We start from the raw sequence: 22,103 nt of genomic DNA on the forward strand, positions 1-22,103 counted from the left end.
CACGTCCACGCCGAAGCTGGCGGCGCGCTCTTCGCCCAGGCGCAGCGCCGTCAGCTTCCAGGATTGGCGCATCGCCAGCGGCAAGGCCAGCGCGACGGCCAGGGCCAGGACGCCGACCGTCGTCCAGCTGGACCGCGACAGGCTGCCCATTGTCCAGAACACCAGGTTCTGCAGCGCTTCGGCGCTGGCCAGGAATTGCACCAGCGACACCAGCGAATTGAACGTGAACACCATGGCGATGCCGAACAGCACGACGTCCGACGTGTTCATGCCGCTCCAGCGGGCCACGGCGTCCAGCAGCAACGCCGCCAGCACGGCGAACAGGAACGCATTGCCGGCGATCAGCCAGCCGGCGGGAACACCGGGCAGCCCAAGCTGCAGCACGATCGCCAGCGACGCGCCGAACGCGGCGGCGGACGACACGCCCAGCGTAAAGGGGCTGGCCAGCGGGTTGTTCAGGATGGTCTGCATTTCGGCCCCCGCCAGGCCAAGCGCCATGCCCACCAAGGCGGCCATCAGGGCGGAAGGCAGCCGGATGTCCCACACGATCACGCGGTAGGTCGGGTCGGCCGAGGCGGGCGCGCTCAAGGTCCGCCACAGATCGCGCCAGGGCAGGCCGGACGGGCCCACGGTGAAGTCGATCAGCAGCGCAATGAAAATCGCCGCCAGCAGCAGGGCGATAAGCCCTGCGCGGCGGCGCAGGATGTGCCGGTAGGCGCTGACCGCGCTTGCGGCGGGCAGCATTACTGCAGCAGTTGCAAACGGCTCTTGGCCGTGGCGGCGGCCGGCGCGTTGGGATAGTCGCGAACAATGCGCTGCAGCGTCGCTTTGGCGCCGGCGCGGTTGTTCAGTTCGATCTGGCCGCCGGCGATGATCAGCAGGGCGTCCGGCGCGCGGGCGTTGTCGGGCGACTTCTGGACCATGCTCGTCAGTTGCTCGATGGCGCCCTTGAAATCCTTCATGCCGTAGCGGCTGCTGCCCAGGTAGAACTGCGCGCTGGGGGCCAGCTGGCTGTTCGGATAGAGCGCGGTGAAGGCGGCCAGCGATTCCGCGGCGTCCTTGTACTGGCCCTTGCGGAACAGGTCCATCGCGCCGTCATAGGCGGCTTGCTCTTGCGGGTCGCCAGCGGCGGTACCCGGGGGGTTCGTGCCGCTGGGGGCGCCCGGCTTGGCGCTGGGCTGTTGGCGGGACACCAGCTCCAGCTGGTCGCGCAACTGCGCCACTTCCTGCTGCAGGGATTGAATCTGATCGGCCAATTGCAATTTGGCGCGTTGGCTCTGCTCGTTCTGCTGCTGAACCTGCTGACGCAAATCCAGAATGGCCTTACGGGCTTCATCGTCGGAAAAAGCGTGAGCGGGCGCCGTCAGGGCCGCAAGCACCAGGCCAGTGGCCACAATCAGAGGACGCAGGGACAGAACGTTATCGCGCATGAATATTCCCGGGTATAAAAACAAACGTCGGGACGGCCGGCTGACCGTCCCGACGCGTGGTAGGGCTCTTGGACTATACGAAAAGCTTAACGCAGATAGTTGATATCGGCGCGGCGGTTTTCAGCAAAGTCGGCTTCCGACGTACCCGTCGACTTCGGCTTTTCTTTACCGAAGCTGATGGTTTCGATCTGGTTGTCGCTGACGCCCAGCAGGGTCATCATGCGACGCACGGCGTCTGCACGACGCTGGCCCAGGGCCAGGTTGTACTCAGCACCGCCGCGTTCGTCGGTGTTGCCTTCGATCTTGACCTTCTGCTGCTGGTGCGAAGCCAGGTAGCGGGCGTGGGTTTCGACCAAGCCGCGGTACTGGTCCGACACGGTGTAGCTGTCGAAATCAAAGTACACCGAGCGTTGTTGCGCCAGGATGCTTTGGGGGTTAAAGGGATCAAGGATTTGGCCAGAGGCCGAAGATCCTTGGCCAGCGCCTCCGCCCTGACCCGCTTTATCGTCGAGAGGGACGGAGCTGCAAGCTGCCAACGTGGCAGCCAGAGCGGCAATGGTCAGGCTTTTGGCAATGCGCGACTTCATGATAGTTCCTTTGCAAAGAGAGTCACACGTGTTATCGGGTAAATGGGCCCCAAGTCGGTTCACGTATTTCCCCGTTCAGTACCGAAAGCGTCTGCCGTACGCGGCCATCGCTCGAAACACCCGCAAGTACGCTACGTCCATTTTGGATGGTGGCGTAAAGGACTTGCATGCCATTTGGCGCGAAACTTGGCGACTGATCGTCACGACCATCAGTGATCAAGGATTCGGAGCCTGAGGACAGGTTCAACGACGCGATTCGAAACGCGCCGTCGCGTCTTGCAACGTACAGCAGCGTCGATCCATCGGGGGAAATTCGGGGTGATATGTTGTAACCACCATTAAACGTGAGGCGGCGTGCGTCGCCACCTGTCGAGCCGGTCTGATAGATTTGCGGCCCGCCGCTGCGGTCACTCGTAAAGATAATGGAAGCACCGTCTGGCGTAAAGGTCGGTTCGGTGTCAATCCCGGGAGAACGCGTAACTCGGTTAGGATTCGACCCGTCGGACGCGCCAACGATGTAAATTTGCGACAAACCATCACGCGTCAACGCCACGGCCAGCTTGGAGCCGTCGGGCGACCAGGCGGGAGCGCTGTTGTTGCCCTTGAAGTTGGCGACAGGCACGCGGGCGCTGGTGGCCAGGGTGTGCACGTAGACGACCGGCTTGCCGGACTCGAAGCTCACGTACGCCAGCTTGGAGCCGTCGGGCGACCAGGAGGGCGAGATGATGGGCTCGCGCGAACGCAGGGCCACTTGCGGGTTCTGCCCGTCGGCGTCGGCCACTTGCAGTTCGTAGGTGGCGCCCTTCTTCAGCACGTAGGCGATACGGGTCGAGAACACGCCGCGAACGCCGGTGATCTTCTCGTAGATGCGATCGGCGATCTGGTGGGCCACGCGGCGCAGTTCCTGCTCAGTGCCCGAGAACGCCACGCCGTCCAATTGCCCCTTCTTGACCGTGTCGGCCAGGCGGTAGCGCACGTCGTAGCGGCCATCGGCCCCGCGGGTGATGCTGCCGTAAGCCAGGAAGTCGGCGCCTTTGCCGCGCCAGTCGTCGTGGGCGATGGGCGAGTCGACGTTCAGGCCGGAACCGGCGGCGTTGATCAGGCGGAACTGGCCCGTGCGGGTCAGGTCGGCGCGGATCACTTCAGCCAGGGCGCGCCCATGGGTGTCGTCCACCGCGAAATCAGCGATTGCGACCGGATACTGCGTCGCGCCCGTGCCGGAAATATCAACGCGCAACTGGGCATGGACCGGTTTCATCGCCATCAGGCAGGCCAGAGTAAGCATCAGCAAACCGAGCCCATACGATCGCCAGAGAGCGAGGAGGGAACCTCGTCGGCTATAAGCGGGAGTCATATTCATCAATCTCCTGTCAATCATACATTTTGTGCACTACGTCAATGAACTTGTCGTAGCCGCCCGTGGAGGGCTTCGGGAAGGGGTTGCAGCGGCGGATACCGGTTTCGACCGCGCGGTCGAAGGCCGGGTTGCCGGAGGATTGGGTCAGCGAGACGCCATTCACCTTCCCGTCAGTACCTAACTGTACCCGGTATTGTGCGGTCGGATTCCCGGATCCGCTGCGAGGCGGGGGCTGGTAAGCCACGCCCGGAAGGATGCAAGCGCGCACTTTGGCGGCATAGCCGTTGTCGCGTCCGCCGCCCGCCTGGTTGCGGTCTGCCGTGCCGCCGGGGATGCCTGCGGCGCCTAGCGCGTCGTTGCGGAATGCGTCCTTCAAGGCCTTGTCGGCGGCAGCCTTCTTGGCCGCTGCGGCCTTCTCGGCAGCCGCCTTTTCAGCCGCGGCCTTGTCGGCGGCCGCCTTCTCCGCGGCAGCCTTGTCGGCAGCCGCCTTGTCAGCGGCGGCCTTCTTGGCGGCGTCGTCCTTGGCCTTCTTTTCAGCGGCGGCCTTGTCGGCGGCGGCTTTCTCGGCAGCAGCCTTGTCAGCAGCCGCCTTGTCAGCCGCGGCTTTTTCGGCGGCTGCCTTCTCGGCAGCCTGGCGTTCCTGCTCCAGACGCTTCTTTTCCTTCAATTCAGCCTGCTTGCGCTCTTCTTCCAGGCGCGCCTTTTCCTTGGCCGCTTCAGCGGCCTGGCGCGCCTTCTCTTCCTGTTCGCGCTTCTTCTTCGCTTCCTGGATCGCGATCTCGGGGTCTACTTCCTCGGTCTTGGGCTGGACCTCGGGTTCAGGCTTGGGCGGAGGAGGGGGCGGTGGCGGCGGCTCGGGCGCCTTTTCAGGCTCCGGCTTGGGCTCGGGCTTGGGCGCAGGTTTGGGTTGTTCGGGCTGGGGCGTGGGCGGCGGGGAGACGGGCGAATTGCCGTCGGCCCAAAGCTGGACTTCGACGGGGCCGGGGGCCTCCGTGCGCCAGCTCACGCCGAAGATCAAGGCGACCAGCAGCAGCAAGTGCACCGCCACAGCCAGAATGAGTGCATTCCGGTTGTCGTTGTTGGGCGGGGTGGCCGGCGGGCCGCTGCGGTGTCGAATTATGGGTGGCGTCATGGGCGTTGCATGCCGGGCAAGCCGGCGGAAGGCGTCGCGTTAGCGTTTTTTCGCGGATGCGGGCTGGGAAGCGCCGGCGGCGGACTGGTCCACCAGCAGGCCCAGGCGGGTGATGCCGTTGGTGCGCAGTTCATCCATCACCTTCACGACCGTCTCGTAGGGCACCTTGCCGTCGGCGGCGATGACCACCGGCGTCTCCGCGGTAATGCGCGAGCGCACTTGCGCCACCAGCTCGGGGCGCGCGATGTCCTGCATCGTTGCGCCGGGTTCGCGCATGCGCAGGGCGATCTTGCCGTCTTCCGAAATCTGGACTTCCAGCGGCTTCACGGGCACATCCGATGCCGCCCCGACCGAAGGCAGCTGGATCAGTCCGGGCGTGATCAGGGGCGCGGTCACCATGAAGATGACCAGCAGCACCAGCATCACGTCGATGTACGGCACCACGTTGATGTCGGCCTTCATGCGGCGGCCGGACCTGCCGCGTGAGCTTACCGAGGGCATTAGCGCACCTGCCGTTGCAGAATGTTCAGGAATTCGTCGACGAAGCTGTCGAAACGGATCGAGATGCGGTCGATGTCATTCGTGAATCGGTTGTAGGCGACCACGGCCGGGATGGCGGCGAACAGGCCGATCGCGGTGGCGATCAGCGCTTCCGCGATACCGGGGGCCACCGAGGCCAGCGTGGCCTGCTGCATGTTCGACAGGCCGATGAAGGCGTGCATGATCCCCCAGACCGTGCCCAGCAGACCGATGTAAGGCGATACCGAACCGGCGGACGCCAGGAAGTTCAGGTGCGATTCCAGCGAATCCATTTCGCGCTGATAGGCGGCGCGCATGGCGCGGCGCGGGCCGTCCAGCAGCGCGGTGGCGTCGCCGGCCGAGTTGCCGCGGCGGGCCTTCAGGAATTCGGTCATGCCGGCATCGAAGATGCGGGCCAGCGCGCCCTGTTCGTCGCGGCGCGAGGCCACGGCCTGCTGCAGCATGGACAGGTCGCCGCCCGACCAGAAGTCGTCTTCAAAGCGGCGAGTCTGGGTATGGGCGCGCTTGATGGCAAGCCGCTTGGCGAAAATATAGGTCCAGGACATGATCGAGATGCCCAACAGCATCAGCATGATCAGCTGGACCGGCACGCTGGCGTGCGAAATCAACGAAAGCAACGACATGTCGCTGGTGGCTTGCATGGTTATTCCTGAATGGATTCCAGTTTGGCGCGGATGTCGACCGGCAGTTCCGCCGGCCGCATGTTCACGGCATCGACGCAACAGACTTGGATGTTGCCTTCGGCAAGCAGTTCCCCGTCGCGTTCCGCGCGCTGCGCGAAGTGTATCGAAGCGCGGCCCAGTTTGGTGACTCGGCTGCGTATGGTAAGCAAATCGTCCAGCCTGGCCGGCTTCCGATAAGACATGTCCAAGGAGCGGACAACGAATAAACGTTGCTCGCTGGCGGCCAGCCCGGACTGGTTGACTCCCAGGTTGCGCAGCCATTCTGTGCGTGCGCGTTCCAGGAATTTCAAGTAGTTAGCGTAAAAAACGACCCCGCCCGCATCCGTGTCTTCGTAGTAGACACGGACCTGCAGGAGGGATTCGGCGGACTTCAGATCGGTCACGATACGGATAAGGAGTGATGCGGGTCGGGACGCGAAAAGTCCGTAGTAACTATAAGGTTAGAGGGTGTCCAGCTTTGCCAGCACCGTTTCCAGCGCGGACTCTACCGGAATCTTGGCCGCTTCGGTTTCCCGACGGGCCTGCAATTCCACCACACCATCGTTCAGGCCGCGTTCTCCAACTGTTACACGCAGCGGCGCGCCGATCAATTCCCATTCGGCGAACATGACGCCCGGGCGGGCATCGCGGTCGTCCAGGATGACGTCCACGCCACGTGCCAGCAGCGATTCATAGAGCTTCTGGGCGGTGTCACGCACGGTTTCACTTTTGCCCCAGCCCACCGGGCAGATCACCACTTCGAACGGGGCGATCGCGCGGGGCCAGATGATGCCGCGGGCGTCGTGGTTCTGCTCGATGGCGGCGCCCACGATGCGGGTCACGCCAATGCCGTAGCAGCCCATTTCAAGGACGGCCGGTTTGCCGGTTTCGTCCAGGAAGGTGGCCTTCAGGGCTTCGGAGTACTTCTTGCCCAGGTAGAAAACATGTCCCACTTCGATGCCGCGCTGGATGGAGAGCGTGCCCTTGCCATCCGGCGACGGGTCGCCCGCGACCACGTTGCGCAGATCGGCCACGAGCTCGGGCTCGGGCAGGTCGCGGCCCCAGTTTACTCCCTGGGTGTGGAAATCTTCCTTGTTCGCGCCGCAGACGAAATCGGCCATGTTGGCGACCGTGCGGTCGGCGATCACGTGCACCGGCTTGGCCGTCTTGACCGGGCCCAGGTAGCCGGGCTTGCAGCCGAAATACTCGACGATCTCGCTTTCCGTGGCAAAGCGGAAGCCCGCCAGGCCGGGCACCTTGCCGGCCTTGATTTCGTTCAGTTCGTGGTCGCCGCGCAAGAGCAGCAGCCAGATGTCGACGCGGCCCTTGTCGCCGTCGGTGGCCAGGACGATCGACTTGATCGTCTTTTCCAGCGGCAGGCCCAGCAGCTTGGCCACGTCTTCGCACTTGGCCGCGCCCGGGGTGGGCACGTCGGCCATGGCCTGGGTGGCGTCACCGCGCACCGGGTACAGCGAAACGGCTTCAGCCAGTTCGATGTTGGCGGCGTAGTCGGTGTCAGCGTTGTAGACCAGCAGGTCTTCGCCGGTATCGGCGATGACCTGGAATTCATGGCTGCGGGTGCCGCCGATCGAACCCGTGTCGGCCGCCACCGCGCGGAATTCCAGGCCAAGGCGGCCGAAAATTCGCATGTAGGCGGCGTACATGGTGTCGTAGCTCTTCAGGGCGCCGGCTTCGTCGCGGTCGAAGGAGTAGGCGTCCTTCATCGTGAATTCGCGGCCGCGCATCAGGCCGAAGCGGGGGCGGCGTTCGTCCCGGAACTTGGTCTGAATGTGATAGAAATTCAGCGGCAGTTGGCGGTAGCTGTGGATTTCATTGCGCGCGATGTCGGTAATGACCTCCTCGGACGTCGGCTGCAGCACGAAATCGCGCTGATGGCGGTCCTTGATGCGCAGCAGTTCGGCGCCGTATTGCTCCCAGCGGCCCGATTCCTGCCAGAGCTCGGCCGGCTGGACCACGGGCATCAGCAGCTCGATGGCGCCCGAGGCGTTCATTTCCTCCCGGACGATCGCCTCGACCTTGCGGATGATCTTCAGGCCAAGGGGCATGTAGGTGTAGATGCCGCCCGCGAGTTTGCGGATCATCCCGGCCCGGGTCATCAGCTGATGGCTGGCGACTTCGGCTTCGGAAGGGGCTTCTTTGAGGGTGTTGATGTGGTAGTTGGATGCGCGCATGTTTAAAGGTGGCAGCAGATACGTATAATCGACTGTAATTGTATTGAATTCGGTGGGGGTGGCCCATGCTTGACCGCGAAGGCTACCGCCCCAATGTCGGCATCATTCTCGTCAACAGTCGAAACGAGGTCTTTTGGGGCAAGCGTATCAGGGAACATGCATGGCAGTTCCCCCAGGGCGGCATCAAATATGGCGAAAGCCCGGTGCAGGCCATGTATCGCGAACTCCATGAAGAGGTGGGCTTGAAGCCCGAGCATGTCCGTATTTTGGGGCGTACACGCGATTGGTTACGTTATAACGTGCCCGATCACTTCGTCCGGCGTGAGTGGCGTGGCCACTATAAAGGACAAAAACAGATTTGGTTCTTGTTGCGCCTGGTGGGACGTGACAGCGATGTGTGCCTGCGCGCGACGCAGCATCCGGAATTCGATGCCTGGCGCTGGAGCCAGTATTGGGTACCCCTGGACGCCGTGATCGAGTTCAAGCGCGATGTCTATACCCAGGCGTTGAACGAGTTGTCGGCGATCCTCTTTCGGCGTCATCACGAAACCCGCTACCTGCGCCAGCGCGTGCACGGGCAGCGGGGAGCAGAGAATTTGCCCGAAGGAACGGACGGTCATGCGCATATTGTTGGTTGAAGACGAACGGGACATGGCGTCCTGGTTGATGCGCGCGCTTGCCCAGAGCGGGTTCGTGCCGGACCATGCGGCAGACGCACGCACGGCCGAGGCATTCATGGCGGGCACGGAATATGACGCCATCGTCATGGACCTGCGCCTGCCCGACAAGCACGGCCTGGTCGTCCTGCGCGAAATGCGCAACCGGGACGACCGCACGCCCGTCCTGCTGCTCACCGCCCAAGGCGCGCTGCAGGACCGCGTGCGTGGGCTGAACCTGGGCGCGGACGATTTCCTGACCAAGCCCTTCGCGCTGGAAGAACTCGAAGCGCGGCTGACCGCGTTGGTGCGCCGCAGCCGCGGCCGCCAGCATCCGCGGCTGCAGTGCGGCTCCTTATCCTACGACAGCGAAAGCCGCGCCTTCACGCTGGACGGCTCCTTGCTGTTCCTGACCCCGCGCGAACACGCCGCGCTGGCGGCCCTGCTGACCCGCAGCGGCTACCCGGTGGACAAGTCGCAATTGTTCGGCAAGGTCTTCACGCACGACAGCGAAGCCAACCCCGACGCCATCGAGGTCGTGCTGCACCGGCTGCGCAAGAAGCTGGCCGGCAGCGACGTGCGCATCGTCACCGTGCGCGGGCTGGGCTACATGCTGGAAAGCGTCACCAGCGAGTCCGCGGCATCGGAATCCTGAGTGAGCCTGCGGATCCCCGGGTTGCCGCGCGTCGGCATCCGCGCACTGCTGATCATCCTGCTGCTGCCCGGCGTGGTGGTGTTGCTGGTCATCGACAGCCTGAACGACTACCGCACGCTGTCGGAGATCACCAACGAGGCCTATGACAGCGCGCTGGTGGAGCCTGCCCGCGTGCTGGAAAGCAGCCTGGAATTCACGCCGGACGGCAACCTCCAGGTGGCCACGCCGCTTTACGCGCAGGTGATGCTGGAATCCCGGGCCGGCCTGCGCAAGTATTTCCGCATCGAGCAGATCGATCCTCCGCTGCCGGACGGGGCGCCGGTGCCTACCGAACAGGGCAAGACGCTGCTGGGCATGCCCGAGATGCCGCGCCCGCCCACCTGGCCGCGGTCGAACGGCCAACCCATCTTTTACGACGGCGTCTACCGCAACGACCCGGTGCGGGTGGTTTCGGTCGTGCGCGATCTCTACTACCAGGGGCAGCATCGCCAGGTCCTGGTCGTGGTGGCCGAAAGCACGGGCAAGCGGATCGAAGCCGAAAACAACGCGCGGCGCCAGGAAATCCTGCGCGATGCGCGCATGCTGGCCCTGGTCGTGCTGCTGGTGTGGTGGGGCGTTTCGTGGGCATTGAAGCCCCTGCGCCGCTTGCGCGCCGATATCCGCAACCGCCGCCCCGACGACCTGACGCCGCTGGATGCCTCCCGCGTGCCCAGCGAGGTGTCGCCGCTTGTCGACGCCGTCAATCACCATATCGCCCGCTACCGCCGCGTGCTGGACGAGCAATCGCATTTCCTGGCTGACGCTTCGCATCAGCTGCGCACGCCGCTTGCCATCATGCTCACGCAGGCGCAGTACGCGCTGCGCGAGCGCGATCCGGCCCGCACGCGTGAAGGCTTGCGCGCCATCGTCGACCAACTCGGCCGCACGCGCCGCCTCACCGAGCAGTTGCTGTCCCTGGCGCATGCCAACCAGGCCGACCAACTGCCGCGCCAATTGCTGGACATGAATGCGGTGTCGCGTGAAGTCGTCCTGCAGTACCTGCCGCTGGCGCATGAAAAGCAGCAAGACCTGGGCTGGGTGCAGGCGGTGTCGCAAGAGGGGCTTGAAATCCCCGTGCCGGTCCTGGGCAGCGAAGCTGAATTGCACGAAGCCTTGTCCAACCTGGTGCACAACGCCATCCATTACGCGCCCGTCGGGGCGCGGATCACCGTGTCGGTCTGCCGGCTGGAAAGCCGGGCCGAGGTCGCGGTGTCGGACAACGGGCCCGGCCTGAATCCCGAGCTGCGTGGCCGCGCCTTCGCGCGGTTCGAACGGGTCGGCACGGATAAGCCCGTGGCCTCGTCGGGCTCCGGCCTGGGCTTGGCGATCGCGCGCGCCTATGCCCGCCGCAACGATGGCGACATCGAACTGCGTGATGGCGATCCCAACGCGCAGGGCGGCGTGGGCCTGGCTTCCGTGCTGTGGTTGCCGCTGGCGCCGACCGTTTCGCAGTACCCGCGTCCGCTCGACGTCGAGCTCAAGGGCGACCAGTAAAGCCGCCTGGCTTTCAAATTTTTTTCCGCTTTCCTCCCTTTCCGCGCCGCCTGCCCTCAGGGATAACCCCCGAATTCAGGAATGCGACAGCGCATAGAAAGCGGATTAGCAGCTTCCCTCCGTAATCTGCGCTCCGGCTCGTTGTTAAGGGCCGGGCGAAGCTCGTTTCGAGCAGCGCATCCAGGGCCGGCACGGTCCTGCACCCGGAAGGAGGATGGAAGTGCAAAAAAATATCAACAGAAAGGACTACTACGGCGGTGCGCTGATGGTCCTGATCGGGTTGGGGGCGATATACGGGGGTACCGATTACCACATCGGCACGTTGAGCCACATGGGGCCGGGGTTCTTCCCCGCCGCGCTCGGCGGCCTGTTGGCGCTGACAGGCGTGCTGATCGCCATTTCGGCGCGTTCGGGCGAGGCCACGCCGCCTGCGCCGGGCGACGGCCACGCGCACGGGCTGCCCGATTTCCGCGGCAGCGCCTGCATTTTGCTGGGCACGCTGGCGTTCCTGCTGCTGGGCCACTACGGCGGCCTGCTGCCGGCGACCTTCGCCATCGTATTCATTTCGGCGCTGGGTGATCGCAAGAACACTATCAAGCAAGCCATCCTGCTGTCGCTCGCGATGTCCGCGATCGCGGTCGTCGTGTTCTGGTGGGCGCTGCAACTGCAGCTGCCGCTGTTTCGTTGGGGTTGAAGCGCCATGATCTCTCAATCTTTGATGGACCTTTGGTACGGCTTCGGCGTCGCGTTCCAATGGCACAACCTGGTGTGGTCGTTCTTTGGCGTGCTGGTGGGCAACCTCATCGGCGTGCTGCCCGGCATGGGCGCCCTGTCGGCGATTTCCATCCTGCTGCCGCTGACCTACGTGATGCAGCCCGTGCCCGCGATCCTGATGCTGGCTGGCATCTTCTACGGCTCCCAGTACGGCGGCGCCATCGGCGCCATCCTGCTCAACCTGCCTTCGCATCCGCCGCATGCGGTCACCTGCCTTGACGGCTATCCCCTGACCAAACAGGGCAAGGGGGGGACCGCGCTGGGCATTACGATGATCTGCTCGTTCTTCGCGGCGTCGGTCGGCATCATCGTCATGATCTTCGCCTCGCCACTGCTGGTCGAGGTGGCTTTCAAGTTCGGCCCTACCGAGATCTTCTCGATCATGTTGCTGGGCCTGCTGGCCGGTGCGACGATGTCGCGGGGCTCGCCGCTCAAAGGCGTTGCGATGACGCTATTCGGCCTGATGTGCGGCGTGGTGGGCACCGACGTGAACACGGGCACGATCCGCTTCTCCTTCGGCTTGCTGGACCTGTCCGACGGCCTGGAGCTGGTGGCGATCTCGATGGGCCTGTTCGGCGTGGCCGACTTCCTGATGAGCGTCAACCGCATGACCATCATCGGCAGCGGGGCCAAACTGCGCATTCGCGACATGCGGCCCTCCAAGCAGGAACTGAAGACCGCGTTCTGGCCGATGGTGCGAGGCACGGCGGTCGGTACGCTGTTCGGCGCCATGCCCGGCACGGGCCCGACCATCACGACGTTCGTGGCGTACGCGCTGGAGCGCAAGATCTCTCGCACGCCCGAGAAGTTCGGCACCGGCATGATCGCCGGCGTGGCGTCGCCGGAAGCGTCCTCGCACTCCAAGACCCAGGTCGACTTCATCCCGACGATGAGCCTGGGCATCCCGGGCGACGCGGTGATGGCGCTGATTCTGGGCGCATTGCTGATCCAGGGCATCCAGCCCGGCCCACAGTTGATCACCGAGCATCCGGACATCTTCTGGGGGCTGATCGCGAGTTTCTGGGTGGGCAACGTGCTGCTGATGGTGCTGAACGTGCCGCTGATCGGGGTGTGGGTCAAGCTGCTGCAGGTCCCGTACCGCTATCTGTTCCCGTCCGCCTTGTTCTTCATCGCGGTGGGCGTGTTCAGCACGCAGAACAGCCTCTTCCAGATTTGGGAAGTACTGGCCTTCGGCGTGATCGGCGCCATCCTTATGACGCTGGAGTTCTCCGTGGCGCCCATCCTGCTCGGCTTCGTGCTCGGGCCGATGGTGGAAGAGAACTTCCGCCGCGCGCTGCTGTTGTCACGCGGAGACCTGGCCGTGTTCGTGCAGCGCCCCATCAGCGCCTGGTTCATCGGCGCCAGCGCCTTGCTGATCCTGCTGCAGGTCTGGGCCTTCGTGCGCCGCGGCAAGGGCAAAGGCAAGGGCAAGCCCGAGGTCCCGCAAGCGGCCTGAGCGGTTTTCCCCCAAGCACAAACGGCCCGGCACTTCGCCGGGCCGTTTGATTTGTAGGGCGCCATCCTGCATGCTTGAGGCTTCCGAAAAGCCTTGCAGAACCGTCACCATGCACATTCTCTTTGCCTGTCCCCTCCACGATCCCGACGTCTGGGTGCCGCGCCTGGAAGCCTCCATGCCCGGTTGCCGCATTTCCGTGTGGAATCCCGACGGCCCGCCGTCGGGCGCCGACGTGGCGCTGGTATGGCGACCGCCGGCGGAACTGTTCAAGCACGAGACCGGCATCACGACGCTGTTCAATCTGGGCGCGGGCGTCGATGCCTTGCTGAAGATGCCAGAGATTCCCGCACACGTGCGGATCGTGCGCCTGGAAGACGCCGGCATGTCGGTGCAGATGGCCGAATATGCGTTGTACGCGCTACTGCGCGTCTCGCGCGATTTCGAAGCTTTCGATCAGGCGCAGGCACGCCAGCACTGGGATACCCGCGAAGGTACGCGGCAGGCGGATTGGCCCGTCGGCGTGCTGGGCCTGGGGCAGGTGGGCGCGCGTGTGGCGCAGACACTCGCCGGTTTTGGATACCCGGTGGCGGGCTGGTCGCGCACGCCGCGCGATATCCCTGGCGTGGAATCCTTTGCCGGAGAAGCCGCGTTGCCGGCGTTCCTGGCCCGCACGCGCTTTCTTGTGAACGTGCTGCCGCTCACGCCGGACACGCGCGGCATCCTCAACCGCGAAACGTTGTCGCGGTTGTTGCCGGAGGCGCATCTTGTCAACGTGGGCCGCGGCGAGCACCTCGTTGAAGAAGATCTCGTGCAGATGCTGGAAGAGGGCGAAATCGCCGGCGCCACGCTGGACGTGTTCCATACCGAGCCCTTGCCCGGCGACCACCCGTTCTGGCGCGACCCGCGCGTCCACATCACGCCGCACATCGCGGCGCGTACGCTGCGCGACGAAAGCATCGAGCAGATCGCGGGCAAGGTCGCCCAGCTGATGCGCGGCGAACCCATCACCGGCGTCGTCGAGCGTACGCGCGGCTACTGAGCCACGGGCACGACGGCTTTTTCCAGCCGTTGATACATCGTGGGCAGGCGTTGCGACAGGAAATCCAGCAGCGTCCGGACGGCGGGCATCATGCCCCGCCGCGAAGGATAGATGCAATGCACGATGCCCTCCGGGGACTGCCATTGCGGCAGGACAGGCACCAATTGGCCTCGGCGCAGTTGTTCCTGCGTCGCGATGGATGGCAGCAAGGCAATGCCCCGGCCGCGCACGGCGGCTTCGGTCAACACAATGAAGTCATTGCAGGAAAGTTGCGGCTTCAACTCGATCTGCACCTCTTCGCCCTTATCGCTGACCAGTGGCCACCGCACGTCGTGCTGCGGGTCAGAAAAACTCAAGGTCGTGTGGGACGCCAGATCCTGCGGCGTGTCGGGCACGCCGTGACGTTGCAGATAGCCAGGGCTGGCCACCAGTGTGCCGCGCGCGGAACCCAGGTGGCGGACCACCAGTTCCGCGTCCGTATCCAGTTTGGTGCGCACGCGCAGCGCCAGGTCCACGCCTTCGCGGATCAGGTCCACGCGTCGATTGGTCACCAGCAGTTGGACGGAAATCGCCGGCCACGCATCCAGGAATTCGGGCAGGATCGGCGCCAGCACATCCTGCGCGATGGAAACGGGGCAGCTCACGATCACCGGACCTGTGGGCTCTGACTGCAATTGCCGCATGGCATCGTCGGCGGCGCGCGCCGAGGCGGCCATTTCACGGCAGTAGTGCAGGTAGCGTTCACCGGCCGAAGTCAGCCGCAGCCGGCGCGTCGTGCGTTGCAGCAGCCTGACGCCCAGGCTTTCCTCCAGATGCGAAATCCGGCGCGACAGTCGGGATTTCGGGATGTCCAGCGCCCTTGCCGCCGCACTGAAGCCGCCTTGCTCGACGACTTGGGAAAAATAGTAGAGGTCATTGAGATCTTGCATGATTGTTCTATGCCTGGAACGAACAGTTCATGATACCCCGGTTTATGCGAACAATGAACCGGTCTACAGTGAGCCCATGCATTCGGGATCTGCCGACGCCACCCGGCGCCAAGCGCCAGTCCGAACTCCTTGAAGAGTCGGGCGTGGCGCGGGCAGATCCTGGCCGCCCGCGTATGGCGGGCCACCCCCGGAGATATTTGCAATGAAGACCCTCGTTATTCTTTCCTCGATTCTCGGCGACCGTTCCCACAGCAAGCAATTGGCCGATCACCTGATTGCGCGCGTCAAAGAAGCCAACCCCGCCGCGGCCGTCAAGGTTCGCGACATCGGTGCGCAGCCCATTCCGTACTTCGACGGCAACACCGCCGGTGCGCTGTTCACCCCGGCCGACGCCCGCAGCGTGGACCAGCAACGCATCGTCGAACTCAGCGACACGCTGGTCGCCGAACTGATGGAAGCGGACCGCATCGTATTCGCCGTGCCCGTGTACAACTTCAACCTGCCCGCGCAGTTCAAGAGCTATCTGGACCATCTGGCCCGTGCCGGCGTCACGTTCCGTTATACGCCGGAAGGCGTGCCGGAGGGCCTCGTCAAGGGTAAGCAGGTGTTCGTGCTGACGGCGCGCGGCGGCAAGGCCGAGGGCACGCCGTCCGACACCATGACGCCTTACCTGCGTCAGATGCTGGGCTTCCTGGGCATGAACGATGTCACGTTCATCGCGGCCGAAGGTATGGCGATGGGTGAGGTGGCCGCGCTGGAAGGTGTGACGCTGGCCAAGCAGCGCATTGATGCGCTGGTGTTGGAATCGGCGCAGGCCAGCTTGGCCGCGTGACGGCATAGGCGATCAAAAAAGGCGAGCCCTCAAGGCTCGCCTTTTTGTTTGTCGCCGTGTCGCCGTGCCGTGGGGCAAGGCGATGCGGGAAGCTTAATCGCGCAGGCGCTTTATCAGGCTCGACGTGTCCCAGCGGCCACCGCCCATTTTCTGGATGTCGCCGTAGAACTGGTCCACCAGGGCGGTCACCGGCACGCGCGCGCCGTTGTTGCGAGCCTCGGCCAGCACCAGGCCCAGGTCCTTGCGCATCCAGTCCACCGCGAAGCCGAATTCGAACTTGTCATCGACCATGGTGCCGCCGCGGTTCTCCATCTGCCAGCTCTGCGCGGCTCCCTTGCTGATCACGTCCAGCACCAGCTTCATGTCCAGGTCGGCCGCCTGGCCGAAGGCTACGGCTTCCGACAAACCTTGCACGAGGCCGGCGATGCAGATCTGGTTGACCATCTTGGCCAACTGGCCCGCGCCCGACGCGCCCACCAGCGTGACGGCGCGGCCGAAGCTTTGAGCCACCGGTTTGATTGCGTCGAAAACGGCTTGCTCGCCGCCGCACATGACGGTCAGCACGCCGTTCACGGCGCCAGCCTGTCCGCCCGAAACCGGCGCGTCCACGAAGTTCAGGCCCAGCTCCTTGGCTTGCGCATAGAGCTCGCGCGCCACATCGGCCGAGGCGGTCGTGTGGTCGACGAACACGGCGCCCGGCGCCATGCCCGAAAAGGCGCCGTCCGGGCCCAGCACGATGCTGCGCAGGTCGTCGTCATTGCCCACGCAGGCGAAGACGATCTGCGCGCCCGCCACGGCTTGCCGCGGCGTAGGGGCGTGGCGGCCGTGGAACTCGGCCGCCCAGGCTTGCGCCTTGGCGGGCGTGCGGTTGTAGACGGTCACGTCATGCCCGGCGCGAGCCAGGTGGCCGGCCATGGGCAAGCCCATGACGCCCAATCCGAGGAAAGCGACTTTCTGGGCTACGACCGCGTCGTAGTTCTTGGTGCCGATCGTTGCCATGCAGGGGACTCCGCTCTATGTGGGTAAGGTCAGTCTCAGGACACTAACCTTAACGCAATCAAAAGCCGGCGGCGAGTCCATCCCGCCGGCTGTCGCTGGCGCTGACATAACCGTCCACGGCCGGGTCGCCCAGCCGCCAGATGAACTGGCCCGATCCGAAGTCCATATAGGGGTCTTCAATGCCTTCCAGCACGTGGCCACGGATGCGCAGGCCTTGGGCCACGGAGGGGGCCAGGCCGGTCTCCACATCCACCGCCAGCCCGTGGTTCCATTTCCAGCGGGGCGCGTCGCAGGCGGCCTGCGGCTGCTGGCCGTAGTCCAGCATGCGCACCAGCGTCTGCACCTGCCCCTGGGGCTGCATATTGCCGCCCATGACGCCGAAACTCATGACGGGGGCGCCGTCGCGCATCAGGAAACCGGGGATGATGGTGTGGAAGGGCCGTTTGCCGCCGGCCACCACATTGGGATGGTCCGGCTGGGTGCTGAAGCAATGCCCGCGGTTTTGCAGGCTGACGCCCGTGCCCGGGACCACCACGCCGGACCCAAAGCCCATGTAATTCGACTGGATGAAGCTGACCATCATGCCGTTCTTGTCCGCGGCGGTCAGGTAGACGGTGCCACCTTGCGGCGCATGGCCGGAAGCGAAAGCCTGCGCCACGTTGGGGTCGATCATCCGCGCCCGCTCGGCCAGGTAATCCGGCCGCAGCATCTGTTCGGGCGTCATCCGCATGTGGCGCGCATCGGCCACATGGGAATAGACATCCGCGAACGCCAGTTTCATGGCCTCGATCAGCAGGTGCTGGGTATCGGCATGGTCGATCGGGCGGGCGGCCAGGTCGAAATTCTGCAAGATGCCCAGTGCGATCAACGCCGCGATGCCCTGGCCATTGGGCGGGATCTGATGCAAGGTATGGCCGCGGTACGGCTGGCTGATGGGCGTCACCCATTCCGGCGCGTAGTCGCGCAGGTCCGCCAAGGTTAGCGCCGCGTCGTGCGCTTGCGCGTGCGCCACCAGCTTGTGGGCGGTTTCGCCCTCATAGAAGTCGCGCCCGCCGCTGGCGGCGATGCGCTTGAGCGTTGCCGCCGCGCTTGGCAGCACGAAGTGTTCGCCGATGTGGGGCGCGCGGCCGCGCGGCAGGAAGTGTTCGGCGAACCCGGGCTGCGGCTGCAGGATGTCGGCTTGCGCCGCCCATTTTTCCTGAACCACGGGCGACACGGCGTAGCCGCGTTCCGCATATTCGATGGCGGGCGCCAGCACGTCGGCAAACGCCAGGTTGCCCAGTTTTTCATGCAGCGCGGCCCACCCGGCCACGCAGCCGGGCACGGTCACGCTGTCCCAGCCGCGCATCGGGATCACGCCCTGATGCTTGCGTCGGAAGTAATCCGTGTTCCAACCGGCGGGAGCCGTTCCGGAGGCGTTCAAGCCATGCAGCTTCGAACCGTCCCAGACGATGGCGAAACAGTCGGAACCCAAGCCGTTGCTGACCGGCTCGGTCAGCGCCAGCGTGGCGGCGGCGGCAATGGCCGCGTCGACGGCATTGCCCCCAAGGGCCAGGATCCGCAGGCCTGCCTGGGCGGCCAGCGGTTGCGACGTGGCGACCACGTTGCGGGCGAACACCGGAATCCGGGTGGTGGGGTAGGGATTCTTCCAGTCGAAATTCATGCCGAATCATCGCGTGGGGTAAACCCGTAGCTTAACGTAGATGCCGCGTAACGCCCTACGCCTCGTAGTGTGTTGTAGTTATTAGTAGCTTTTGCCGAGAACAGGTTCTGTCTGCCCAAAGAAAAACCCCCAGGGCAGGGCCCCGGGGGTTTCTTGAAAGGCAAGACCGCCGCTCGAAGACGGCGACCGGCGCTTTACTCTTCTTCGACGAAGGTCTCTTCGCGCTTCTTGCGGATGGCGGGCAGCGCCACCAGGATCACCAGGAAGGCAGCCACAGCCAGCAGCGAAGCCGACAGCGGACGCGTTACGAAGGTACTGAAATCACCACGCGACAGCAGCAAGGCACGGCGGAAGTTCTCTTCCATCATGGGGCCCAGAACCAGGCCCAGCAGCAGCGGTGCGCCTTCGCACTTCAGCTTCGACCACACGTAGCCGATGACACCGAAGATGGCCGTCGTGAAGATGTCGAACGCGTTGTAGTTCAGCGAATACACGCCGATCGTGCAGAACACCAGAATCGCCGGGAACAGGATGCGGTAAGGCACCTTCAGCAGCTTGACCCACAGGCCGATCAGCGGCAGGTTCAGCACCACCAGCATCAGGTTGCCGATCCACATCGAGGCGATCAGGCCCCAGAACAGCTCCGGATGGCTCGTCATGACTTGCGGGCCGGGCTGGATGTTGTGGATCGTCATTGCGCCGACCATCAGCGCCATCACGGCGTTGCCCGGGATACCGAGCGTCAGCAGCGGGATGAACGAGGTCTGGGCAGCAGCGTTGTTCGCCGATTCCGGGCCTGCCAGGCCGGCCGGGTGGCCCTTGCCGAAGCGTTCCGGGTTCCTCGAGATCTTCTTTTCCAGCGTGTAGGACGCGAACGACGACAGCACGGCGCCACCGCCGGGCAAGATACCCAGAGCCGAACCCAGGGCCGTACCGCGCAGCACTGCCGGGTACGCTTCCTTGAATTCCTGCTTGTTCGGGTACAGCGAACCGATCTTGTCGGTGATGTCGACGCGGTTTTCCTTCTGCTCGAGGTTGGTCATGATTTCGGCGAAGCCGAACACGCCCATGGCCACGATCGCGAAGTCGATGCCGTCTTGCAGTTCCGGGATGCCGAAGTCAAAGCGCGCAACGCCCGAGTTGACGTCGGTGCCGACCATGCCCAGCAACAGGCCCAGGATGATCATCGCGATCGCCTTGGGCAGCGAGCCCGAAGCCAGCACCACGGCGCCGACCAAGCCCAGGCACATCAGCGAGAAGTACTCGGCGGGGCCGAACTTGAAGGCCACTTCAGCCAGCGGGGGCGCGAAGGCGGCCAACAGCAGCGTGGCCACGCAACCGGCGAAGAACGAGCCCAGCGCGGCGATGGCCAGCGCGGCGCCTGCACGGCCGTTGCGGGCCATCTGGTGGCCGTCCAGCACGGTCACCACCGCGGACGTTTCCCCTGGCAACGCCACAAGGATCGCCGTGGTCGAACCGCCGTATTGCGCGCCGTAATAGATGCCTGCAAGCATGATCAGGCCGGCGATCGGGGGCAACACATAGGTGATCGGAAGCAGCATTGCAATGGTCGGGACCGGGCCAATACCCGGCAACACGCCAATCAGCGTTCCCAGAATGCAGCCCAGCAGTGCGTAAGCCAGGTTCTCGGGCGTGAACGCCACCGAGAAGCCCATCATCAGGTTGTCAAACAATTCCATGACCGGTTGCTCCTTAGTTCATGCCCAGAAAGGACGGCCACAGCGGGAAGATCAGCCCCAGCCCCTTGACGAATGCCAGATACGAGAACACCACCAGGAAGATCGCGTTGGCGACGGCGACCTTCAAGCTGAACTCATGGCTGGCCAGGCTGCTTACGACAACCAGGATGAATACCGAAAGGTAGATGCCCAGCGGCTTGAGGATGAAGCCGTACAAGACCACCGAACCCACGACGAGGAAAACGATGCGCCAGTCGAACTTGTCGACATGCGTTTCATGCGCTTTCTTGGAAAGCGAGCCAAGCAGCACGATGGCGCCCAGCAAAGCCAGAACAATGCCTAGCCAGAAAGGAAAGTACCCCGGGCCCATTCGGGCGGCAGTACCCATGGAGTAGCTGCTGGCCTGCCAGGCGAATCCCAGTCCAAGGGCGATGAACATCACCCCAGACCAGAAGTCCTGTCGATTGCGTAGCTGCATGATTGGTTGGCTCCTGTTTACAGCATGTAGATAAAAAAGTTTGTAGCCGGATGGGACCCGCCGAAAGGCGAGTGACAGGCACAAAAAAGGCACTTCGGGGTGCCATTAATTCTTCTGAAAGCGACGGCGTGGTTTCTTGAAAGGGCGAATGGTAATGGACGCCCGCCACGCTGCAAACCCTGTAAGCTCGGTGAAAGCCTGGGGTTTTCCCTAGAATTCGGGTACTCCCGATCCCCAGATGTAACGGTACGGGAAGATTGAGGGCTTTTTGAAAGCTAAGTGAAAGTTTATAGAAAGAAATGCGAAAGCCAGATCGGCCGGATGCGGGGAATTTGGACGAGGGGGAGGTTTTCTTTGTGCCTGCCATCGGCTGACGTTGCGTCGCCGGAATCACGCGCCTATTTCCTACCGAATATTGCCGGGTTTCTCAACGCGCGTGAAGAGGCCCGATTGCACTCAGGATGGTTTACGATAGCGCCCATGCTGCAAGATCTAGACCAACTCGCCGCCCGAATCGGGCAACTGGTGCAACGCACCCGCCAACTCCACGCAGAGCGTGACGCGTTGCGCCTCCGCCTGAATGACTTCGAAGCTGAACAGCGTGCGCTGAAGCAGCGCGCCGCCGAGCGCGAGGCCGAGATCGTCACGCTTCAAAGCAAGCTTCAGGATCACGATGGCGCGGTCACCGCGATGCTCGAGCAAGCCCAGCAGGCCGAAGCCGCCTTGCGCGAGCAGCTCACCCGTGAGTCCACCGAACGCCAGGCGCTTGAATCCCGCTTCTCCGCCCGGGAAACCGAACTGCAGGGCAACCTGCAAACTCGCGACACTGAACTACAGCGCTTGCGCGTGGCCGCCGCTGCGGCCCGCGAGCGCATTGACGCCGTGCTTGCCCGCTTGCCGGGCGCACCGTCTGGAGAGCAACACTGATGGAACGCGTAGATGTCACCATATTGGGGCGCGACTACTCCCTGGCCTGCTCCGCTGAAGAGAAGCCCACGCTCATGGCCGCGGTGCGCCATGTCGACCAGCTGATGCTGCGCATCCAGGGTTCGGGCAAAATTTCCAGCAACGAGCGCATCGCCGTGATGGCGGCCTTGCAGGTCGCAGGCGAACTCCTCGCGATGAAAGCGCCGGATGGTCCGCTAGGCGGTTTGGCAGTCGGCGACTTCAAGCGTAGAATTGAGGACATGAACGCAGTACTCGATGACGCCTTGTCGGGTCAGGAAAAACTGCTCTAACCGTTCATAAGCAGTATTCAAGAATTTTCAGTTTGTCCCTGCCGTGTCCGTGACTAGGCCATACATTCTCTGAACCTATGCTTTCGGCATATGGTTGCGGGAGTGTAGAGCTGGAGTGATCGTCTCTCGTAGACGAACCCGACGCTCTGCGGAACGCGACCACCTCTTACCTTAGGGTTCGAGATGCCGGCCTTGACGGCACAGGCGGGGCATTTATCCCAGCGGGCCTGCCCTAAGCGCAGGTCCGCGTC

The 22,103-nt window shown here is 64.0% G+C and carries 23 protein-coding genes and 1 other RNA gene; 10 read left to right on the forward strand and 14 right to left on the reverse strand.

Annotation, left to right across the window (positions count from 1 at the left end; all coding sequences use genetic code 11):
• From HG262_RS27745 to HG262_RS27785, 9 genes are all read right to left on the reverse strand, one after another.
• Positions 1–744, reverse strand: a 744-nt coding sequence (locus HG262_RS27745) for an iron ABC transporter permease (protein ID WP_169274076.1), incomplete at its 3' end; no start/stop codon positions are given.
• Positions 744–1,430 (reverse strand): tol-pal system protein YbgF, encoded by a 687-nt coding sequence (ybgF, locus tag HG262_RS27750; RefSeq protein ID WP_169274077.1) that lies wholly within the window; start codon positions 1,428–1,430, stop codon positions 744–746. The genes HG262_RS27745 and ybgF, both read right to left, overlap by 1 nt.
• Before the next feature lie 86 nt (positions 1,431–1,516).
• Positions 1,517–2,017 (reverse strand): peptidoglycan-associated lipoprotein Pal, encoded by a 501-nt coding sequence (gene pal / locus HG262_RS27755; protein WP_006217420.1) that lies wholly within the window; start codon positions 2,015–2,017, stop codon positions 1,517–1,519.
• A 31-nt stretch (positions 2,018–2,048) separates the two neighbouring features.
• Complete coding sequence (gene tolB, locus HG262_RS27760) at positions 2,049–3,371, reverse strand: Tol-Pal system beta propeller repeat protein TolB (RefSeq protein ID WP_169274099.1); 1,323 nt, start codon at positions 3,369–3,371, stop codon at positions 2,049–2,051.
• 16 nt (positions 3,372–3,387) lie between these two features.
• Positions 3,388–4,506, reverse strand: coding sequence for a cell envelope integrity protein TolA (gene tolA / locus HG262_RS27765; protein ID WP_169274078.1), 1,119 nt, complete (start codon positions 4,504–4,506; stop codon positions 3,388–3,390).
• Between the two features lie 39 nt (positions 4,507–4,545).
• On the reverse strand, positions 4,546–5,007 hold the full coding sequence (locus HG262_RS27770; RefSeq protein ID WP_006225983.1) for an ExbD/TolR family protein: 462 nt from the start codon (positions 5,005–5,007) through the stop codon (positions 4,546–4,548).
• Positions 5,007–5,687 carry a protein TolQ gene (gene tolQ, locus HG262_RS27775; protein WP_006225984.1) on the reverse strand — a complete coding sequence of 227 codons (681 nt, stop codon included), beginning with the start codon at positions 5,685–5,687 and terminating at the stop codon, positions 5,007–5,009. Before tolQ ends, HG262_RS27770 begins: the two co-directional genes overlap by 1 nt.
• Before the next feature lie 2 nt (positions 5,688–5,689).
• Positions 5,690–6,112 carry a tol-pal system-associated acyl-CoA thioesterase gene (gene ybgC / locus HG262_RS27780; RefSeq protein ID WP_169274079.1) on the reverse strand — a complete coding sequence of 141 codons (423 nt, stop codon included), beginning with the start codon at positions 6,110–6,112 and terminating at the stop codon, positions 5,690–5,692.
• Positions 6,113–6,169: 57 nt separating this feature from the next.
• The gene (locus tag HG262_RS27785; protein ID WP_169274080.1) at positions 6,170–7,900 is read right to left on the reverse strand and encodes a proline--tRNA ligase; all 1,731 of its coding nucleotides are present in this window, start codon (positions 7,898–7,900) and stop codon (positions 6,170–6,172) included.
• A gap of 65 nt (positions 7,901–7,965) precedes the next feature.
• Here HG262_RS27785 and HG262_RS27790 point away from each other — a divergent pair, with 65 nt between their 5' ends.
• From HG262_RS27790 to HG262_RS27815, 6 genes are all read left to right on the forward strand, one after another.
• Positions 7,966–8,538, forward strand: coding sequence for an RNA pyrophosphohydrolase (locus tag HG262_RS27790; RefSeq protein ID WP_169274081.1), 573 nt, complete (start codon positions 7,966–7,968; stop codon positions 8,536–8,538).
• On the forward strand, positions 8,519–9,211 hold the full coding sequence (locus HG262_RS27795) for a response regulator (protein WP_006225987.1): 693 nt from the start codon (positions 8,519–8,521) through the stop codon (positions 9,209–9,211). The genes HG262_RS27790 and HG262_RS27795 overlap by 20 nt, the downstream gene beginning before the upstream one ends.
• Positions 9,212–10,744, forward strand: coding sequence for a sensor histidine kinase (locus tag HG262_RS27800; protein WP_348984432.1), 1,533 nt, complete (start codon positions 9,212–9,214; stop codon positions 10,742–10,744).
• A gap of 214 nt (positions 10,745–10,958) precedes the next feature.
• Positions 10,959–11,438 carry a tripartite tricarboxylate transporter TctB family protein gene (locus tag HG262_RS27805; protein ID WP_211187804.1) on the forward strand — a complete coding sequence of 160 codons (480 nt, stop codon included), beginning with the start codon at positions 10,959–10,961 and terminating at the stop codon, positions 11,436–11,438.
• Positions 11,439–11,444: 6 nt separating this feature from the next.
• Entirely contained in the window at positions 11,445–12,974 is a 1,530-nt protein-coding gene (locus HG262_RS27810; protein WP_169274082.1) for a tripartite tricarboxylate transporter permease, read from the forward strand.
• A 109-nt stretch (positions 12,975–13,083) separates the two neighbouring features.
• Positions 13,084–14,013, forward strand: coding sequence for a glyoxylate/hydroxypyruvate reductase A (locus HG262_RS27815; protein ID WP_169274083.1), 930 nt, complete (start codon positions 13,084–13,086; stop codon positions 14,011–14,013).
• Here the strand turns inward: HG262_RS27815 and HG262_RS27820 are convergent.
• The gene (locus tag HG262_RS27820; protein WP_169274084.1) at positions 14,007–14,942 is read right to left on the reverse strand and encodes a LysR family transcriptional regulator; all 936 of its coding nucleotides are present in this window, start codon (positions 14,940–14,942) and stop codon (positions 14,007–14,009) included. The two genes, HG262_RS27815 and HG262_RS27820, sit on opposite strands and share 7 nt — an antisense overlap.
• Positions 14,943–15,144: 202 nt before the next feature.
• Between HG262_RS27820 and HG262_RS27825 the strand changes: the two genes are divergently transcribed.
• Positions 15,145–15,774 carry an NAD(P)H-dependent oxidoreductase gene (locus HG262_RS27825; RefSeq protein ID WP_169274085.1) on the forward strand — a complete coding sequence of 210 codons (630 nt, stop codon included), beginning with the start codon at positions 15,145–15,147 and terminating at the stop codon, positions 15,772–15,774.
• Positions 15,775–15,867: 93 nt separating this feature from the next.
• Here HG262_RS27825 and HG262_RS27830 read toward each other — a convergent pair whose 3' ends face one another.
• The 4 genes from HG262_RS27830 to HG262_RS27845 form a co-directional block, all read right to left on the reverse strand.
• Positions 15,868–16,773 carry an NAD(P)-dependent oxidoreductase gene (locus HG262_RS27830; protein ID WP_169274086.1) on the reverse strand — a complete coding sequence of 302 codons (906 nt, stop codon included), beginning with the start codon at positions 16,771–16,773 and terminating at the stop codon, positions 15,868–15,870.
• Between the two features lie 58 nt (positions 16,774–16,831).
• Complete coding sequence (locus HG262_RS27835) at positions 16,832–18,436, reverse strand: gamma-glutamyltransferase family protein (protein ID WP_169274087.1); 1,605 nt, start codon at positions 18,434–18,436, stop codon at positions 16,832–16,834.
• Between the two features lie 194 nt (positions 18,437–18,630).
• Positions 18,631–20,136 carry a tripartite tricarboxylate transporter permease gene (locus HG262_RS27840; protein WP_169274088.1) on the reverse strand — a complete coding sequence of 502 codons (1,506 nt, stop codon included), beginning with the start codon at positions 20,134–20,136 and terminating at the stop codon, positions 18,631–18,633.
• A gap of 13 nt (positions 20,137–20,149) precedes the next feature.
• Entirely contained in the window at positions 20,150–20,614 is a 465-nt protein-coding gene (locus HG262_RS27845; protein ID WP_169274089.1) for a tripartite tricarboxylate transporter TctB family protein, read from the reverse strand.
• 480 nt (positions 20,615–21,094) lie between these two features.
• On the opposite strand from HG262_RS27845, the gene HG262_RS27850 reads away from it, so the two are divergent.
• The 3 genes from HG262_RS27850 to ssrS all read left to right on the forward strand — a co-directional run bounded on the left by HG262_RS27850 (position 21,095) and on the right by ssrS (position 22,067).
• Positions 21,095–21,541: a hypothetical protein gene (locus tag HG262_RS27850; protein WP_169274090.1), complete on the forward strand. Its 447-nt coding sequence runs from the start codon at positions 21,095–21,097 to the stop codon at positions 21,539–21,541.
• Complete coding sequence (locus HG262_RS27855; RefSeq protein WP_105560464.1) at positions 21,541–21,852, forward strand: cell division protein ZapA; 312 nt, start codon at positions 21,541–21,543, stop codon at positions 21,850–21,852. Before HG262_RS27850 ends, HG262_RS27855 begins: the two co-directional genes overlap by 1 nt.
• A 32-nt stretch (positions 21,853–21,884) precedes the next feature.
• A non-coding RNA gene (ssrS, locus tag HG262_RS27860) (6S RNA) lies at positions 21,885–22,067 on the forward strand.
• Positions 22,068–22,103 lie beyond the last annotated feature (36 nt).

This window comes from Achromobacter sp. Bel, from assembly GCF_012928505.1.
In the GTDB taxonomy this organism is placed as follows: domain Bacteria; phylum Pseudomonadota; class Gammaproteobacteria; order Burkholderiales; family Burkholderiaceae_B; genus Achromobacter.